Source organism: Nocardiopsis oceanisediminis (assembly GCF_048595525.1).
Taxonomy (GTDB): Bacteria; Actinomycetota; Actinomycetes; order Streptosporangiales; family Streptosporangiaceae; genus Nocardiopsis_A; species Nocardiopsis_A oceanisediminis.
Genome location: NZ_JAFMZJ010000001.1, coordinates 3,636,961 through 3,652,204 on the forward strand (window position 1 = coordinate 3,636,961; position 15,244 = coordinate 3,652,204).

The following is a 15,244-nucleotide window of genomic DNA, read 5'->3' on the forward strand; positions in this document are numbered from 1 at the left end:
AATGATCATCGACTGCGCCTGCGCAGAAGGGAAGTTCGCACCATGTCACGCTTCACCGACAAGGTCATCCTCGTCACCGGCGGCAACTCGGGTATGGGCCGGGCCGTGGCCGAGCGGCTCGCGGCCGAGGGCGCCGCGGTCGTCCTCGGCGCCCGCCGCAAGGACCTCGGCGACCAGGTCGCCGCCGAGATCCGCGCCGGCGGCGGGCGGGCGGTCTTCGTCCCCGCCGACGTCACCCTCGAAGACGACGCGGCCCGGCTGGTCCAGGCGGCGGTCGCCGAATTCGGCCGCCTGGACGGGGCGTTCAACAACGTCGGCGGCATGAACGCCTTCGGGCCGGTGCCCGACATCTCCGACAGCGCCTGGCGCGCGGACCTGGACACCAACCTGACCAGCGTCTTCTACGGGCTCAAGTACCAGCTGCCGGCGATCCTCGCCGCCGGCGGCGGCGCGGTGGTCAACAACGCCTCGAACCTGGGGGTGACCGGCACGCCGACCGTGGCCGCGTACGTGGCGGCCAAGCACGGAGTGGTCGGGCTCACCCGGGCCGCCGCCCTGGAGAACGCCGCTGCCGGAGTCCGGGTCAACGCCCTGGTCACCGGCGGGGTCGACACTCCCCTGTTCGCGCAGACGATGGGCGCCACCCCGGAGGGCCGGGCCCAGGTGGAGTCCATGCTCCCGGTCGGCCGCCTCGCGCAGCCCGACGAGGTCGCCGCCTTCACGGCCTTCCTGCTGAGCGACGAATCGCGGTTCATCACCGGTGCCGCGCTGGCCATCGACGGCGGTATCACCGCCCAGTGATCCGGGCCCGGCCGGGCCGCACTGCCCCGGTGCGACCCGGCCGCGGCGGCTTCGACCGCGGGCCTCCCCGCCGGAAGCGGCCGGCGGGGACCGCGCGGCGGCCCGCCGGACCCGCCCCACCCTCCTACCGGGCCCGGCCGCTCAGCGGGCCGCCGCGGTGAGGCGGCGCAGCGCCGCGTGGGCGGGCGGTCCCCAGGTGGCCTTTCCTCCGGGACGGCCGCGGGCGCCGGCGTCCGCGACGTGGAGGGCGCCGAGGGCGCGCAGCACCGCCCAGCCGCGGGCGCGGCGCAGGGTCGCGGCGTCGGGGACCGGCCGGTAGGCCGCGTGGAAGCGGTCGGCGGCGCCGTCCGGCAGCAGGCTCCAGGCGGCGGCGAGGTCGAAGGCGGGGTCGCCGGCGAAGAGGTCGCCGAAATCGATCACGCCGCAGAAGGTCCCGTCCGAGGTCACGACGTTGGCCGGGTGCAGGTCGCCGTGGAGCCAGAGGTTCGGGCCCGTCCACTCGGGCGCGGCGGCGGCGTCCTCCCAGACCGCGCGGACGGCGTCCGGGTCGCGGACCAGCCCTAGTTCGGCGGCGGAGGCGAGCTCCCGGTCGAGGTACTCGGCGGTGTCGGCCAGCGGACCCCCGCGGCCCCGGCCCGCCGGCGCCCCCTCGGGGGCGGGGCGGTGCAGGGCGGTCAGGAAGGCGGCCAGGGCGTCGGCCGCCTCGGCGCCGCGCGTGGCGGGGGCGCGGTCGGCGGGTTCGCCCGGCACCCAGGTGGTGACGAGCCAGGGCCGGGGGAACCGCTCGGAGGGCTCACCGAGGCGCTGCGGGACGGGAACCCGGAGGGGAAGGCCCGGGGCGAGTTCGGGCACCCAGGTGTACTCCTTGCGCAGCAGCGCGTCCGCGGACTCCGTCGCCCAGGGCAGCCGGACGGCGAGGTCGTCGCCGAGCCGCCACAGCTGGTTGTCCCACCCGCGCGCGCCGAGCCTCAGCGGGCGGTCGGCCAGGTCGGGGTGGTGCTCGCGGAGCAGTTCCCGGATCAGCTCCGCGGTGATCTCTTTCTCGGCGTCGGCCACGGGGGCAACGCTACCCGGGCGCGCCCCGGAGCCGGCCCGCTCCTCCCGGCCGCCGCTTTCGGCGCCGTGGGAGGATCCGTCCGGGCGGAGGTCCGGGTCGGGCGGGCATGGCGACGGCGGTCAGGGCGCCGGGCAGCCGAGGGTCAGAGCAGCGGGAGGCGGACCGCGGCGGGCCGCGGAGCCCGGAACCGCAGGGGGTCCGGTGGGGCCCCGACCGGGGCGGGCGCCGGAGACGGATCGCCCCGGCGGCGGCGCCCCTGGGGGCGGGCCGGAGGCGTCAGCGCGGGGCCTCGTTCCGGTCCTCCGCGAGCACCACCGGCTCGAAGGCCTCCTCCTCGCAGAACCGCGCGACGCAGCGGAAGGCGGGGCCGCCCCCGGACCGCCTGCGCAGCCAGAGCAGGAGCACGTCGAGCAGGTCGCGCTCGTCGGGATGGACCTCCTGGCGGGCCGAGAGGGCCCAGCCGCCCCGGGGGCGGCGCTCCATCGCCGACATGAGCACGCCGCCGACCGTGTGCGCGGCGCCCCGCTGGGCGAGCAGGGCCCAGGGACGGTCCTCGACCAGGAGGCCGCCCCGGCCGTCCTCCACGGGCCGCCCGTCGTCGCCGATCACCACCTCCGGGAACTCCTCGACGATGCTCCGCGGCTCCGGCTGCGGTCCGAGTCCGAGGTGCCACCGCAGCTCGGCCGCCTCGGCTCCGGTCAGGTCCTCCGGGAGGTCCGCGGAGACCAGCAGTTCGTACATGTCGCTCATGGCGCGGCAGCGTACCGGCCGACGCGGACGGGCCGTCCGCCTTCGGCCCGGCGACGGCCTCGGGCGCCCGCGCCGGCGGCGCCGCGGGGCTCCTTCAGGAACGGCGGGTCCGTGGCCGAGGACCGCGCAGGCGGCCCTCTTTTAGGACACTCCGCGTCCTTGAAGGCGGGCAGTATGGAGGCATGACACAGGACATGCCCGCCCGGATGCTCCGCCTGCTGTCCCTGCTCCAGACGCGCAGGGAGTGGCCCGGGGCCGAACTCGCCGAGCGCCTGGGCGTCACCGGCCGCACCGTCCGCCGCGACATCGACCGGCTGCGCGAGCTGGGGTATCCGGTCGAGGGCACCACCGGCCGCGCGGGCGGCTACCGCCTGGCGGCCGGCGCCGACCTGCCGCCGCTGCTCCTGGACGACGAGGAGGCCGTCGCCATCGCGGTCGCCCTGCGCACCGCGGCCTCCGGCGTCACCGGCATCGAGGAGACCGCGGTGCGCGCCCTGGCCAAGCTGGAGCAGGTCCTCCCGGCGCGGCTGCGCCGCCGGGTCGCCGCCCTCCAGGCGGCCACCGTGGCCCTGGCCTGGGGCGACGGCCCCCGGGTCGACCCCGGGACGCTCGCCCTTCTGGCCGCGGCCTGCCGGGACCACGAGGTCGTGGCCTTCGGCCACCGCTCCGCCCCCGACGCCGAGGCCACCGCCCGCAAGGCCGAGCCCTGCGCCCTGGTGGCCGCCGGGAACCGCTGGTACCTGGTCGCCTACGACCTCGGCAAGGAAGACTGGCGGACCTTCCGGGTCGACCGGCTCACCGACCCGGTGCCCACCGGGCGGCGCGTCCCCCCGCGCGAGCCGCCCGGCGGCGATCCGGGCGCCTACGTGAGCGCCTCCATCGCCGACGCCCCCGCCCGCTACAGGCTCCGCGCCACCGTCCCCCGGTCCGCCGACGCGGTGCGCGCCCGCACCGGGGCCCTGCCGGGCCGCCTGCACGCCCTGGACGCCGAGAGCACCGCCGTCGACATCGCCGACGACGACCCGGCCCGCATCGCCGCACGCCTCCTCGGCCTCGGCTCCGCCACCGACCTGTCGGGGACCCCGGAACTCGCCCCGCACCTGGAGCGGCTGGGGCGGAGGCTGCTGCACGCCGCCCGGTCGCTGGCACCGGACGGAGCCGGCACCGGGGCCCGAGACGAGGGCGACCGGTGAACACCGGCCGCGCCGGACCGCCGCCGGCGGTCGGCCGCACGGGAACCGGGCAGGTCGGCGCGGTCTTTACCCCGCGGGTAATCGACCTTCTTCCCCGCACCGGCGATGCTCGTCGCACACACGGCGACATCCTCCGAAAGGGGACCGCGATGAGCACGTCCACCACGACCCCGGACACCCGGTCCGGCCGTCCGCTCCGTATCTGGCTGGGGGTGGACGCCGCCGCCTGCGCGGCGTCCGGGGTGCTGCTGGCCGCGGCCTCCCCCTGGCTGCCCGCGCTCCTCGGCTACCCGGTGGCGCTCCTCGCCCCGGTCGGGGTCTTCCTGGTCCTGTTCGGGGCCTGGCTGGGGGCCATGGCCTCCGGGCGGGGGCTCTCCCGGACCGCGGTGCGGGCCGCGGTGGCCGCCAACGCGGTGTGGGTCGCGGCCGCTCTGGTGCTGGCGGTGTCCGGGGCGTTCGGGGCGACGGCGCTCGGGATCGCGTTCGTGCTGGTCCAGGCGGCGGCCGTCGCGGTCATCGCCTGGGGCGAGGCGGCGGCGCTGCGCGGGGCCGGTCCGGCGCCCGCGTGAGGCGGTGCCATACTTCAGCGACGATCCGGGAGGCGAGCGTGGCGGTGGCGGAGGGCAGGCGGGTCGGGGAGCTGCTCAGGGAGTGGCGCAACCGGCGCAGGATCAGCCAGTTGGAGCTCTCCCTGCAGGCGGAGGTCTCGTCCAGGCACCTGAGCTTCGTGGAGACCGGGCGGTCCCGGCCCAGCAGGGAGATGGTGCTGCGGCTGGGCGACTGCCTGGGGGTGCCGCTGCGCGAGCAGAACCGGCTGATGCTGGCCGCGGGCTACGCCCCGGTGTTCGAGGAGCGGCCGCTGGAGGGCGCCGGCATGGGGCCGGTGCGCGAGGCGGTCCGCCGCATCCTCGCCGGCCACGACCCCTACCCCGCGGTGGTCGTGGACCGGGCCTGGAACATGGTCGACGCCAACGGGAGCGCGGCCGCCCTGCTCGAAGGCGTGCACGGGGACCTGCTCGCGCCGCCGGTGAACGTGCTCCGGGTCAGCCTGCACCCGGAGGGCATGGCGCCGTCCATCGCCAACCTCGGCGAGTGGCGCGACCACCTGCTGCACCGGCTGCGGGCGCAGGCGGACTGGACCGGCGACGCCGGGCTGGAGGCCCTCTACCGGGAGCTGCTCTCCTACCCCGGCGGCGGCCGGCACGGCCGGGGGTGCGGGGAGGAGAGGGCCGCCCCCGGCATCGCGGTCCCGCTGCGGTTGCGCCGGGGAGAGGCCGAGCTGTCCTTCATCTCCACCGTGGCCACTTTCGGTACCCCGCTCGACGTCACCGTCTCCGAGCTGGCCATCGAGTCGTTCTTCCCGGCCGACGAGGCGACCGCCCGCGCCCTGGGCGACGCCCGCACCGCACGCGGCGCTCCCTGAGCGGCCGCATCCGGGAAGCCGGTACGGGCGTGCGGCGGGAACTCGGTGCCATGAAGCGGCCGAGGCTATGAGCCGTCTGCGCCGCCGCCTACATGATCACCTTCGACCACCTCGCGGCACTGCTGACCGGTGTCACCGGCGTCCCCGGAATCTGGGCCCCGCGATCCTCACGCTGTTCGGCATCGGCGCTTTCACCGGCCTGTCCATCGGCGGCAGGATCTCCGACCGGTACCCCGCCCGTGCCCTGCCGGCCGGGGCGATCGGGATCCTGGTCTGCTCGGTGCTGCTCGCGCTCCTGGCCCGGCACGCGCTGGGCGCCGGAGCCGGCATCACCTCGGTCGCCTGGATCGGTGCCGGCCGTCCTCCTCGACGGCGGGATCCGGCCCCGCCGGCGGGCGCGGGGACCGGTCTCGGACTGAGCCGGGGCGGGACGCGGCGGAGGCCGGGGCTCCAGCGCGCCGCCGCACCGGGCCCGACCGGTCGGGCCCGGTGCGGAAGAGCGGCCCCCGCTCCGGTGTTCCAAGGGGCGGTGGAAGGGATGTTCCCGATGGGGGCGGGGCGGTGCCCCTCCCCTGCAGCGGACCGCGGTCCGACGCCGCACCGGAGGAGGACGAGGATGGGCACCGACCTGGGCGCCGCGCAGCGCGACCACTGGCGGCGGGTCTACGCGGAGAACCCCGCCATGTACGGGGACGAGCCGTCGGAGCCGGCCCGGTGGGCGGGTGGGGCGTTCGCCGAGCGCGGGGCCCGCACCGTGCTGGAGCTGGGGGCCGGCCACGGCCGCGACGCCCTGTGGTTCGCCTCCCGGGGGCTGGCGGTCCAGGCCTGCGACTTCAGCGCATCCGGGCTGGAGCAACTCAGCGCGGCCGCCGCCGAGCGGGGCCTGTCCGGCAGGGTGGAGACCCGCCTGCACGACGTCCGCGACCCGCTGCCCCTGGCCGATGCGAGCGTGGACGGGGTGTTCGCGCACATGCTGCTCTGCATGGCCCTGTCCACCGACCGGATCCGCGCCCTGGTGGGCGAGGTCCGCCGCGTCCTGCGCCCCGGGGGAACCCTGGTGTACACGGTGCGCCACACCGGCGACGCCCACTACGGCGCGGGCACCGACCACGGAGGCGGCATCTTCGAGCACGGCGGGTTCGCCGTGCACTTCTTCGACCGCGCCCTGGTCGACGACCTCGCCCGGGGATGGCGCCTGGAGGAGGTGCACCCCTTCACCGAGGGAGAGCTGCCCCGCAGGCTGTGGCGGGTCACCCAGACCAAGCCCTCGGAGTGAGGCCGCGCGCCCTTCACCGGGCGGGGCGCCACGGGCTCTCCGGGCGGGTCGCCGCCGGCGCCGCGGAGACCCGCAGGCCGTAGGCCGGCCGGTCGTGGCCGGCGACCGGACCGAGGTAGGTGTGGCCGGTCAGGTGGCACCAGGCGGGCAGGTCCAGGGGCGCCGCCGGGTCGGTGGCGATCAGGTGCACCACCGCGCCCGGGGCCAGACCGCCCAGCCGGGCCCGCAGCCGGAGCAGCAGCCGGACGCAGGACAGGTCTCCTCCGTCGATCACCAGGGGGTGCTCGGTGCCGTGCACGGGGATCCCGTCCCTTCTCTCGGCCGGGCGGCCGCGCGGTTTCAGGGCAGGTAGGGGCTGATCCAGGCGGCGAATCGCTCGCCGTGGCGCCGGCGGGCCTCCTCCAGGACGGCCTCGGCGCTCTCCGGCGGGGCGAGGTCGAAGTTCTCCCGGAGCCAGGTGCGGTAGTCCTCCCGGGCCTCCAGGATGGCGGCCAGTGCCTCCTCCGTGTCGATGTACTCGTCCCCGTCCAACTCCTGCCGCCATTCCTCCAGGGTGGGGCCGCGGAAGTACGGCTCCCCGTCGTGGTCGACGGCGAGCTCGGAGTCCTCGGTCAGCAGCAGGAGCAGCCCGCGCAGGTCGCAGGCGGCGACGCCCTGCCCGCCCTCGTCGCCGAAGATGACCACGGGCAGCGAGGCGAGGTCCTCGCGGTCGTCGCAGCGCCACAGGGCGTAGAACGATCCGGAGCCGTTGGCCTGCGCGAAGGGGATCAGCCGGGAGAGGAACTCCGGGTCGGACGACCCGCCGGCCCGCAGGCCGGAGTCGTCGCCGTACTCCCTCATCATCTCGAAGCCGTCGGCGATCGGGGAGTTCCCCAGGCTCTCGTCCAGCTCCTTGAGCAGGTTCAGTTCTCGAACGGGCGAATAGAGGGCCATGCCGCCTCCTCGGTCGGTTCCGTCTCGGGTCCGCGCACGGTACCGGTCGGCGGTGACGGCCGGGCTCAGCCGGCGGATCCGGCCCGCTCCAGGCGGCGGAGGTCCCAGGGGTCATGGGCGCAGACCACGTCCACCCGGTCGCCGTGCTCGCGGCGGAGCGCCCGCAGCGCCTCCTGGGTGGCCGACCGCGCCGCCTCGTCCACCTGGGAGTCCAGCTGCACCAGGTCCATCAGCGGGTGGCCGTGCGGGGCGTCCGGGTCGAGTTCGCGGTGGTAGTAGTAGGCGTCCCCGGCGTGCAGCAGCCAGCGGCCGCCGTCGCGCACCGCCACCCCGGCGTGCCCGGCGGTGTGCCCGGGCAGCGGAACGAGCAGCACGTCCGGCGGCAGCCCGTCCAGCTCCCGGGCCCCGGGCAGGCCGAACCAGTCCTCGCCGCCGTCCGCGCGGTAGGTGGTCCAGTGCGGGCCGTGCGCCCAGTGCCCCGGCCGGTATCTGCGGCTCGGCGCCTCGGCCCGGGCGGCCCGCAGCTCCTCGGCCATGACGTGCACCGCGGCGTGCGGGAAGTCGGGCAGGCCGCCCGCGTGGTCCAGGTCCAGGTGGGTGAGGACGATGTGCCGGACGTCGGCGGGGTCGTGGCCGAGCGCGGCGACCCGCCGCACCGCCGTCTCCTCCGGGTCGAGCACCGGGCGGGTGAACTCCACCCATTCCCGGCCCAGCGAGCCGTCCGGGTCCCGGACGTCGTTCAGGCCCAGGCCGGTCTCGACCAGGACCAGCCCGGAGGCGTCGGTCTCCAGCAGCAGGGTGTGGCAGACCGCGCGGGCCGGTCCGGGGCCCTCGTAGGTCGGGTCGATGGTGAGCATGGAGCCGGTGCTGAAGTGGTGGATCCGCATGCGCCTACACTGCGGCTTGAAGCGCGGTTCAAGTCAACTTCGGCGGCGGAGGACGGCATGGCGGAGGCGGGCCCCGGCGGGCTGCTGGACATCGGCGAGGTGGCGCGGGAGAGCGGGCTGGCCCCCTCGGCGCTGCGGTTCTACGAGAAGAAGGGGCTGATCGCCGCCGCGGCCCGGAACGGCCTGCGCCGCGCCTACGACCCGGGCGTGCTGCACCGGCTCGGGCTCATCACCTGCGCGCGCGGCGCCGGCTTCAGCATCGCCGAGATCGCCGCGCTCCTCTCCGCGGGGCCCGGCGACGGCGGGCTGCGCGCGCGGATGGCCGTCAAGGCCGAGGAGGCGGACGAGGCGATCGGCCGCCTCACCCGGCTCCGGGACAGCCTGCGGCACGCCGCGGGCTGCGGCCACGACCCGCTGGTCGAATGCCCGGAGTTCAAGCGGGCCGTGGGCCGCGTCCCCGACCCGGACGCGGAGCCGTGCACCTCGGCGGCGGGCGCGGGCCCGGTGCCCTGATCGGTGTCCGCCGCGACCGGCCGCCCCGGCGCCCCGCTCCGGGAGCGGGCCGCGGCGCGGATGCCGGCGGCGCCGATGGAGACCGCGTGCACTCGGCCGGCCATGCCGGCGATCCTGGATCGTTGATGGGAGAAGCCCGCCCCGGGCGATGATCTCGGGGCTATCAGAGCGCTCTGACAGCCCCGAGATCATCGGGGGAAGGGCGGGGCATCGGGACCCTGATAACCGGGTGCTGATCGGGGTTCTGCTCGCCCGCACCGCCTCCGGGGCCCTCTCCGAACCGGCCGGACGGCCCACCGTGTACTGGGTGAACGCGGTGCTGATGGCGCTGGTGGCGGTGGCGCTGCGGCTGCTGATGCCGCGCACGCCGCCCGGTAGCGGGGCCCGCCGGGGCGGATGTCCTTCCGGCCTGGCAGCATGCCCGGCATGGACGATTTCGAGACCTATCGCGAAGCGGCGCGCAGGGCCGGCGTGCCCGAGGAGGCCGTGGACCTGGCCCGCCGCCTCGCCCGGCCCCAGATCGAGCTGACCTCGGTGGACGAGGGCGGCGGGGTGCCCGTCGGGCGGTACGGGGGCCTGCCGCGGCTCCCCCGGGGCGCCGAGTGGGACGGCTACCCGGACCTCGTCGCGTCGATCGACTGCGCCGCCCTGCCGCAGGGAGCGCTCGACTTCCCGCTGCCGCGCGACGGGCACCTGCTCTTCTTCGCGGACAAGCGCGAGGACAGCGGCTCGTGGGGCGAGGAGGACCCCCCGAGCGTGGTCCACGTGCCGGCCGGAAGCGATGCCGCCGAGCGGTCCCCGGCCGGCGGGGGCGCCGTCTCCGAGGAGCCGCGCCCCCTCTACGCGCGGACCGTGTGGAGCCTGCCGACCGACGCCGACGACGCCGTCCTCGCAGACGAGGAGGTGCGGCGGGTGTACACCGGGCACCGGCTCGAGGAGCACGGCGACGGGAAGAAGAGGGTGTGGGAGGTCGATCTGCTCCTCGGCGGGTACGGCTACTCCCCGCAGGACCCCCCGCCGACCACCCCCGGGCCCGGCGAGGAGGAGAAGGGGGAATGGATCCTGCTGGCCCAGGGGCAGTACCCCTTCCGCGACGACCCCGACTCCACCGGGTGCCCGTTCTGGACCATCCAGCGCGCCGACCTGGAGGCGATGGACTTCGCGAAGGCGCGACTGGTGATGTGGTCCTACCACTGAGGCGGCCGCGGCCGGCCTCTCGGGCGGCGTGCGCCCCGCCCGGCGGGCCCGGAGGACGGGGCCGGGCGGGGCTCCGGGTCAGGCGGCGGCGCCGTTCACGGTGCGCAGTGCCTCTTCCAGGGCGGCCTGGTCGGCGCCGGAGAGCATCCGGGCGGCGTGCACCATGTGCAGGGCGGTGGCCAGCCGCTCCCGGTCCTCCTCGGTGCCGAGGTCGCCGAGGAGGGCGGGGAGGACCAGGGCCAGGGCGCGCAGTCCGCCGCCCCTGCCGCTCCCGCCCAGCCGGGCGGCCAGCGACTCCAGTTCGGGCGCCCAGGGGCGCGGCGGGACGGCGCCGGTGGAGCGCAGCCCGTCCGCGACGGCGTACCGGAGCCAGTCGGCGTACTGCCCCGGGGGCGCCTCCGGGAGCCGGGCGGCGGCCCGCTCGTAGTGCTCCCGGGCCGGCCCCGGTTCACCCAGGTCGAGGTGGGCCTTGGCGATGTTGATGTGCAGCGAGGGGGAGAACCCGGCGACCCGCTCGTCGCCCACCAGGCCGGCGCGGCGCAGGCACTCCCGGTTCCAGTGCAGCGCCTCCTCCGGTGTCGCCTGCTGCCGGGCCAGGTAGTGCGCGGCGACGCACGCCTCGTAGTCGTCGGCGGCGGCCTCCCAGGCCCGGTGGAACAGGTCGCGCGCGTCGTCCGGGCGGCCTTCGGCCTCGGCCCGCATGCCCTGGGAGCACAGCCGCACGACGGTGTCGTCGGTGTTCATGGGCTCTCTTCCTCTGCTCTATCTTCTCGTGTTCCGCCGGTCCGCGGGCCGGGCGGTCATCCCTGCCGGACCGGCATGACCAGGGTGGTGAAGCTGCCCTGGTCGGCGGAGCGGACCAGCACGGGGGCGTCCGGTCCGGAGACCTCCAGCAGCACGTCGGGGCCGATCGCGGAGTCGACCGCGGGCAGCAGCGTCCGCACCGCGAAGGCGATGTCCAGCGGCGGGCCGGTGCAGACGGCGGGGAGCTCCGCCGCCTCGCGGCCCGGGGCGGCCAGGGTGAGCCGGCCGCCGCCGGTGCGCAGGACCACCGGGTCGGCCGCCCCCGGCTCGGCGAGCGCGGTGCGCAGCGCCGACCGGTCCGCGATGATCCGGTGCCGGGCGGCGGGCAGGCCGTCCAGGACCAGCCGGTAGTCGGGGAACTCCTCCTCGGAGGCGGGCAGCGGGTGCGACAGGTCTCCGCCGAGCAGCCGCGCCCCCTGGCCGTCCGCCTCGATGCGCACCTCCGGCAGGCGCACCGCCCAGGCCGCGGCGGCGGTCAGCTCCTCGGTGCCGACCAGGATCCGGCGGCGGGGGCCGTCCAGGGAGAGCGGGCGCAGCGTGCGCACCGCCAGCCGGTAGCGGTCGGTGGCGGCCAGCCGCACCTCTTCGCCGTCCAGCTCGATCAGCACCCGGCCGAGCGCCGGGAACTCCTCCCGGTCCGGGCCGGAGGCGGCCGAGGGCGCCACCTGGCGCACCGCGCCGGCCAGCTCGGCCCCGCCGACCACCGCCCTGGCCGCGGCGGCGCCCTCCAGGCCGCGCAGGATCTCCCCGACCGCGGCCCGGGCGGCCTCGGCGGTGTCCCGGGCCCGTGCCGCGTGCGCCTCCAGGACCGCGCGGGCCTCCTCCCGCGGGCCGTCCAGCACCGCCGACGCGCCGGTGAGCGGCATCCCGGCTTCGCGCAGCCGGCGCAGCAGCACCGCGCGCGGCTCCTGCTCGGCGGAGTAGTACCGGTAGCCGGTCCCGGCGTCCACCCGGGCCGGGTGCAGCATCCCGCAGTCGTCGTAGAAGCGCAGCGCGCTGGGGGCCAGCCCGACCCTGCGGGCGAAGGCCCCGATGCTCATCAGCGGCTCGGCGCCGCCCGTCTCGTCCATGCCGCCGATTGTCGGCCTTCGAGCGGCTCGAAGGTCAAAACGGGGCGCGGCGCCTCTGGCGCCCAAGAAAGTTTAGCCGATAAACTATGGGGGTCATGGTGATTCGAACCGAACGACATGACGACTCCACCGACCCCGCGCCGCTCGGCGACGCCCCCGCCGCGCTCATCGGCGCCGCCGTCGCACTCTTCAACGCCCGGGACACCGCCGGGCTGAACCGGCTCCACCACCCCGAGGCGGTCATGGTCCCCGCCCCCGGCGCGCCGGTGACCGGGGAGCGGCGCACCGCGGCCCTGGTCCACCTGGTCTCGCTGGGCCTGCGCATGCGCGCCGAGGTCCGCCAGGCCTACCGGGGCGGCGACAGCGCGCTGCTCCTGGTCGAGTGGTCGCTCCGCGGCACCGGCCCCGGCGGCGCCCCCATGGACCTCTCCGGCACCGCCACCGACGTGGTCCGCCGCGGCCCCGACGGCCGCCGGCGCTACGCGGTGGACAACCCCTTCGGCGCCGGCTCCCCGCCCCCGGCCTGACCTGTGCCGGGGCCCGCCCCGGCGTCCGGGGCGGTCAGCCGAGCACCGCGGCCAGCCGCTCGCCGAGGCCCTGCTCGGGGGCGTCCCAGGCGGTCGCCTCGAAGGGGTCGCCGACCGCCAGGGCGCCGGGGCGGACCACGGAGAACTTGGCGCCGAAGGAGACGCCGCCGCCGTCGGCGCGGCGGTAGCCGGCCAGGGTGCGCAGCGGCTCCGGGCCGGTCTTCTCGCCCGTCTCCTGGTCGACGGTGGTGACCGCGCAGCGGATGCAGACCTTGGCGTAGCCGAGCTCGGCGGTGCCGGCCCGGGCGGTGCGCACCCGGTCCTCGGTGTGCGGGTCGGCCCAGCCGGAGACGACGATGTTCGGGCGGAACCGGTTCATCGGCAGCGCCGCGCCGCCGGCCGCGCAGATCCGCTCGTTGAGCAGGTCCAGCGAGGAGAGCGAGAGCACCATCAGCGCGGTGCTGTCCGCGTAGCCGCTGGTGCCCGGGGTCAGCCCGGACACCCGGCGGTCGTGGTCCGGCGGGACCCGGACCAGGCGGGAGCGGGCGCCGAGCACCTCGGAGAGCCATTCGGCGGCCCCGTCGCCCTGGTCCAGGCCGGTGAAGGGGCGCTTGTGCAGCAGCACCCCGGTGCGCGGGCCCTCCGGGTCGGTCTTGAGGTCCAGCGGCTCGACCCCGGGGGCGTTCAGGACCAGGCGGGCGCCGCCCTCGGCCGCCTCCGGCCGGATCCGCGCCATCCGGGGGTCCCTGCGCTGGCTGCGGAACACGCCCTCCTCGTCGACCACCATGAACGTGCGGTCGTGCGCCAGTCCCGCGCGGGTCAGGTCGGCGCTGCGCAGCGGGGTGCCGGCGCATCCTTTGACGGGGTAGGTGACGAGTTCCGCGATACGGGCCATGGCGGTGAGCGTATCGCCCCGGGCGCGGTCAGGGCGCCTCCACCCCGGCGACCAGGTAGCGGGCGACCGAGGCGTCCAGGATCGCGGCCGACTGGTCGTCGGGGGGCCCGGCCCCGCGGAACCGGTCCAGCGCGGCCGCGGTCTCCCACCGCTCGTAGACGTCGATCCGCCCCGGGTCCAGCAGGTCCGCGGAGATGGCGAAGTCCAGGCACCCCTCGGCGGCCCGCGCCTGCCGCACCACCTCGGCGCACCCCCGCAGGTAGGCGTCCCGGCCCTCCGGGGCGACACGGATGCTCCCGGCGATGATCAGCATGTCCGTCCTCCGCGCGTCGATGGGCCGGCGAAGGGCGCCCTCCCGCGGCCCCGCCGGTGCGGTGGAGGGTACATCGCGCCGGGAGCGGCGGGCGCGGCACCGGCCGCGTGTCGCCGCCCCCTTCCGCCGGCGCGGCGTGGTGCAGTGCGAAAAACCGGTGGCCCGGAGGGGCGCGCGGCCGCTAGTCATCGGTTCCGTGAGTGATGACGTGAAGGACGCGGCGGGCGGTTCGGCGGCGGACGAAGGGCTGTTCTCCGGGCGGTACGCCTCCACCAGCGCCGTGTTCACCGCGGTGATGTTCCTGACCGGGATGGCGGCGCTGGCCGTGGTGCCCACCCTGCCGACCGCCGCGCGGGACCTGGGCGGGGTCGCGCTCTACCCGCTGGTGGCCGGCTGCTTCGTGGCCGCGAGCCTGCTCGGCGGGGTGCTGGGCGGCCATTGGGCGGACCGCTCCGGCGCGCACCGCCCGCTGGCGGCCGGGATGGCCGCCTCGGTGCTCACCCTGCTGATCGCCGGCGCCAGCCCCTCGGTCTGGCAGCTGGCCGCCGGGCGGTTCCTGGAGGGGCTGGCCGGCGGGATGGTCGCCGTCTCGGTCAACACCGCCATCGGGCAGGTCTTCCCCGAGCGGCTGCGGCCGCGCGCCCTGGCGCTGATGAGCGCCTGCTGGATCGTCCCTTCCCTGGTCGGGCCGCCGCTGGCCGGGCTGGTGGCCGAGTGGTGGTCCTGGCGCGCGGTCTTCTTCGGACTGGCGGCCCTCACCGCGCTCCCGGCGGTGGCGGTCGCGGTGGTCCTGCGCGGCCGCTCCTGGTCCCCGGGCCGGACGGGCGGGCCCGCGGGGGCGGAGGAGGCGCCGCGGCGCCCCGCCCTGCGGGCCGCGGCGGCGCTGAGCCTGGGGGCCGCGCTCGGGCAGTACGGCGTCTCCGGCTGGGACCTGCGCCACCTGCTGTTCGCGGTGGGCGGCTTCGGGCTGCTCGCGGTGTTCGCGCCGCGGCTGCTGCCGCCGGGGACCTGGCGGGCCGCGCGCGGGCTGCCGGCCACGGTGCTGCTGTGCGGCCTGGGGTCGGGGGTGTTCTTCACGGTGGAGGCCTATGTCCCGCTGATGCTGGTCGCCGAGCGGGACGCGTCCGCCGTGGCGGTCGGGCTGGCGTTCACCGGGGCCGCGGTGGCCTGGGCGGCCGCCTCCTGGGTGCAGGGCCGCCTGCTGGAGAGCCGCCCCCGGCACACCCTGGTCGCCGCCGGCGCGGTGGTGCTGGCGGCGGCGGTCGCGACCGCCGCCGCCGGTGCGCACCCGGCGGTCCCCTCCCTCGTCGCCGGGGCGGCCATGGTCGTCGCGGCCGTCGGCATGGGGCTGCTCGCGCCGTCCCTCACGGTGCTCTCCCTCTTCCACAGCCCTGGCCGCCAGGGGTACGCGAGCAGCTCGATGCAGATCACCCAGAACCTGGGCCAGGTGACCGTGCTGGGCTTTGCGTCGGCCCTGTTCAACGCGGTGTCGGCGGCGGGCGCGGCCGGCTACGGCGCCGCCCTGGGGGTGCTGCTGCCGCTCTGCGCCCTGCTCGCCGTGCTGGCCGTCCGCACCCGGGGGGCGTGAGCCTGCCCCTTCCCGCC

18 protein-coding genes are annotated in these 15,244 nt (G+C 76.9%); 9 read left to right on the forward strand and 9 right to left on the reverse strand.

Going from position 1 to position 15,244, the window contains the following annotated elements; all coding sequences use genetic code 11:
* Positions 1-42 precede the first annotated feature (42 nt).
* Positions 43-801: an SDR family NAD(P)-dependent oxidoreductase gene (locus J0910_RS16195; RefSeq protein ID WP_420159350.1), complete on the forward strand. Its 759-nt coding sequence runs from the start codon at positions 43-45 to the stop codon at positions 799-801.
* Positions 802-942: 141 nt separating this feature from the next.
* Here J0910_RS16195 and J0910_RS16200 read toward each other — a convergent pair whose 3' ends face one another.
* A complete protein-coding gene (locus J0910_RS16200) occupies positions 943-1,857 on the reverse strand; it encodes an aminoglycoside phosphotransferase family protein (protein WP_420159351.1) in 915 nt (304 codons plus the stop codon).
* Between the two features lie 277 nt (positions 1,858-2,134).
* Positions 2,135-2,608 carry a hypothetical protein gene (locus tag J0910_RS16205; protein ID WP_420159352.1) on the reverse strand — a complete coding sequence of 158 codons (474 nt, stop codon included), beginning with the start codon at positions 2,606-2,608 and terminating at the stop codon, positions 2,135-2,137.
* A 182-nt stretch (positions 2,609-2,790) separates the two neighbouring features.
* On the opposite strand from J0910_RS16205, the gene J0910_RS16210 reads away from it, so the two are divergent.
* From J0910_RS16210 to J0910_RS16225, 4 genes are all read left to right on the forward strand, one after another.
* Positions 2,791-3,801: a helix-turn-helix transcriptional regulator gene (locus J0910_RS16210; protein WP_420159353.1), complete on the forward strand. Its 1,011-nt coding sequence runs from the start codon at positions 2,791-2,793 to the stop codon at positions 3,799-3,801.
* A gap of 149 nt (positions 3,802-3,950) precedes the next feature.
* Positions 3,951-4,370 (forward strand): hypothetical protein, encoded by a 420-nt coding sequence (locus J0910_RS16215; RefSeq protein WP_420159354.1) that lies wholly within the window; start codon positions 3,951-3,953, stop codon positions 4,368-4,370.
* 38 nt (positions 4,371-4,408) lie between these two features.
* Positions 4,409-5,224, forward strand: a complete 816-nt coding sequence (locus J0910_RS16220; RefSeq protein ID WP_420159355.1) for a helix-turn-helix domain-containing protein — start codon at positions 4,409-4,411, stop codon at positions 5,222-5,224.
* A gap of 616 nt (positions 5,225-5,840) precedes the next feature.
* Positions 5,841-6,500 (forward strand): class I SAM-dependent methyltransferase, encoded by a 660-nt coding sequence (locus tag J0910_RS16225; RefSeq protein WP_420159356.1) that lies wholly within the window; start codon positions 5,841-5,843, stop codon positions 6,498-6,500.
* Positions 6,501-6,513: 13 nt separating this feature from the next.
* Here the strand turns inward: J0910_RS16225 and J0910_RS16230 are convergent, their stop codons facing one another.
* The 3 genes from J0910_RS16230 to J0910_RS16240 form a co-directional block, all read right to left on the reverse strand.
* Entirely contained in the window at positions 6,514-6,798 is a 285-nt protein-coding gene (locus J0910_RS16230; protein ID WP_420159357.1) for a sulfurtransferase TusA family protein, read from the reverse strand.
* 41 nt (positions 6,799-6,839) lie between these two features.
* Positions 6,840-7,433, reverse strand: coding sequence for a hypothetical protein (locus tag J0910_RS16235; protein WP_420159358.1), 594 nt, complete (start codon positions 7,431-7,433; stop codon positions 6,840-6,842).
* 65 nt (positions 7,434-7,498) lie between these two features.
* Positions 7,499-8,320, reverse strand: coding sequence for an MBL fold metallo-hydrolase (locus J0910_RS16240; protein ID WP_420159359.1), 822 nt, complete (start codon positions 8,318-8,320; stop codon positions 7,499-7,501).
* 57 nt (positions 8,321-8,377) lie between these two features.
* On the opposite strand from J0910_RS16240, the gene J0910_RS16245 reads away from it, so the two are divergent.
* Positions 8,378-8,833, forward strand: a complete 456-nt coding sequence (locus tag J0910_RS16245) for a MerR family transcriptional regulator (RefSeq protein WP_420159360.1) — start codon at positions 8,378-8,380, stop codon at positions 8,831-8,833.
* A gap of 426 nt (positions 8,834-9,259) precedes the next feature.
* Entirely contained in the window at positions 9,260-10,030 is a 771-nt protein-coding gene (locus J0910_RS16250) for a DUF1963 domain-containing protein (protein WP_420159361.1), read from the forward strand.
* Positions 10,031-10,108: 78 nt separating this feature from the next.
* On the opposite strand, the gene J0910_RS16255 is transcribed toward J0910_RS16250, so the two are convergent.
* Positions 10,109-10,774 (reverse strand): hypothetical protein, encoded by a 666-nt coding sequence (locus J0910_RS16255; RefSeq protein ID WP_420159362.1) that lies wholly within the window; start codon positions 10,772-10,774, stop codon positions 10,109-10,111.
* Positions 10,775-10,830: 56 nt separating this feature from the next.
* A complete protein-coding gene (locus J0910_RS16260) occupies positions 10,831-11,904 on the reverse strand; it encodes a MerR family transcriptional regulator (protein WP_420159363.1) in 1,074 nt (357 codons plus the stop codon).
* 95 nt (positions 11,905-11,999) lie between these two features.
* On the opposite strand from J0910_RS16260, the gene J0910_RS16265 reads away from it, so the two are divergent.
* A complete protein-coding gene (locus tag J0910_RS16265; RefSeq protein WP_420159364.1) occupies positions 12,000-12,431 on the forward strand; it encodes a YybH family protein in 432 nt (143 codons plus the stop codon).
* Between the two features lie 34 nt (positions 12,432-12,465).
* Here J0910_RS16265 and J0910_RS16270 read toward each other — a convergent pair whose 3' ends face one another.
* Together J0910_RS16270 and J0910_RS16275 are read right to left on the reverse strand one after the other, a co-directional pair.
* On the reverse strand, positions 12,466-13,326 hold the full coding sequence (locus J0910_RS16270; RefSeq protein WP_420159365.1) for an MOSC domain-containing protein: 861 nt from the start codon (positions 13,324-13,326) through the stop codon (positions 12,466-12,468).
* 28 nt (positions 13,327-13,354) lie between these two features.
* A complete protein-coding gene (locus J0910_RS16275) occupies positions 13,355-13,639 on the reverse strand; it encodes a putative quinol monooxygenase (protein WP_420159366.1) in 285 nt (94 codons plus the stop codon).
* A gap of 196 nt (positions 13,640-13,835) precedes the next feature.
* Here J0910_RS16275 and J0910_RS16280 point away from each other — a divergent pair, with 196 nt between their 5' ends.
* Positions 13,836-15,227 (forward strand): MFS transporter, encoded by a 1,392-nt coding sequence (locus tag J0910_RS16280; protein ID WP_420159367.1) that lies wholly within the window; start codon positions 13,836-13,838, stop codon positions 15,225-15,227.
* Positions 15,228-15,244 lie beyond the last annotated feature (17 nt).

Excerpts from the sequence above, each read along its gene's own strand:
- J0910_RS16245 (WP_420159360.1), top strand. The coding sequence starts at position 8,378 with ATGGCGGAGGCGGGCCCCGGCGGGCTGCTGGACATCGGCGAGGTGGCG.
- J0910_RS16205 (WP_420159352.1), bottom strand. The coding sequence starts at position 2,608 with ATGAGCGACATGTACGAACTGCTGGTCTCCGCGGACCTCCCGGAGGAC.
- J0910_RS16225 (WP_420159356.1), top strand. The coding sequence starts at position 5,841 with ATGGGCACCGACCTGGGCGCCGCGCAGCGCGACCACTGGCGGCGGGTC.
- J0910_RS16215 (WP_420159354.1), top strand. The coding sequence starts at position 3,951 with ATGAGCACGTCCACCACGACCCCGGACACCCGGTCCGGCCGTCCGCTC.
- J0910_RS16240 (WP_420159359.1), bottom strand. The coding sequence starts at position 8,320 with ATGCGGATCCACCACTTCAGCACCGGCTCCATGCTCACCATCGACCCG.
- J0910_RS16260 (WP_420159363.1), bottom strand. The coding sequence starts at position 11,904 with ATGGACGAGACGGGCGGCGCCGAGCCGCTGATGAGCATCGGGGCCTTC.
- J0910_RS16235 (WP_420159358.1), bottom strand. The coding sequence starts at position 7,433 with ATGGCCCTCTATTCGCCCGTTCGAGAACTGAACCTGCTCAAGGAGCTG.
- J0910_RS16255 (WP_420159362.1), bottom strand. The coding sequence starts at position 10,774 with ATGAACACCGACGACACCGTCGTGCGGCTGTGCTCCCAGGGCATGCGG.
- J0910_RS16195 (WP_420159350.1), top strand. The coding sequence starts at position 43 with ATGTCACGCTTCACCGACAAGGTCATCCTCGTCACCGGCGGCAACTCG.
- J0910_RS16265 (WP_420159364.1), top strand. The coding sequence starts at position 12,000 with ATGGTGATTCGAACCGAACGACATGACGACTCCACCGACCCCGCGCCG.
- J0910_RS16275 (WP_420159366.1), bottom strand. The coding sequence starts at position 13,639 with ATGCTGATCATCGCCGGGAGCATCCGTGTCGCCCCGGAGGGCCGGGAC.
- J0910_RS16250 (WP_420159361.1), top strand. The coding sequence starts at position 9,260 with ATGGACGATTTCGAGACCTATCGCGAAGCGGCGCGCAGGGCCGGCGTG.
- J0910_RS16210 (WP_420159353.1), top strand. The coding sequence starts at position 2,791 with ATGACACAGGACATGCCCGCCCGGATGCTCCGCCTGCTGTCCCTGCTC.
- J0910_RS16270 (WP_420159365.1), bottom strand. The coding sequence starts at position 13,326 with ATGGCCCGTATCGCGGAACTCGTCACCTACCCCGTCAAAGGATGCGCC.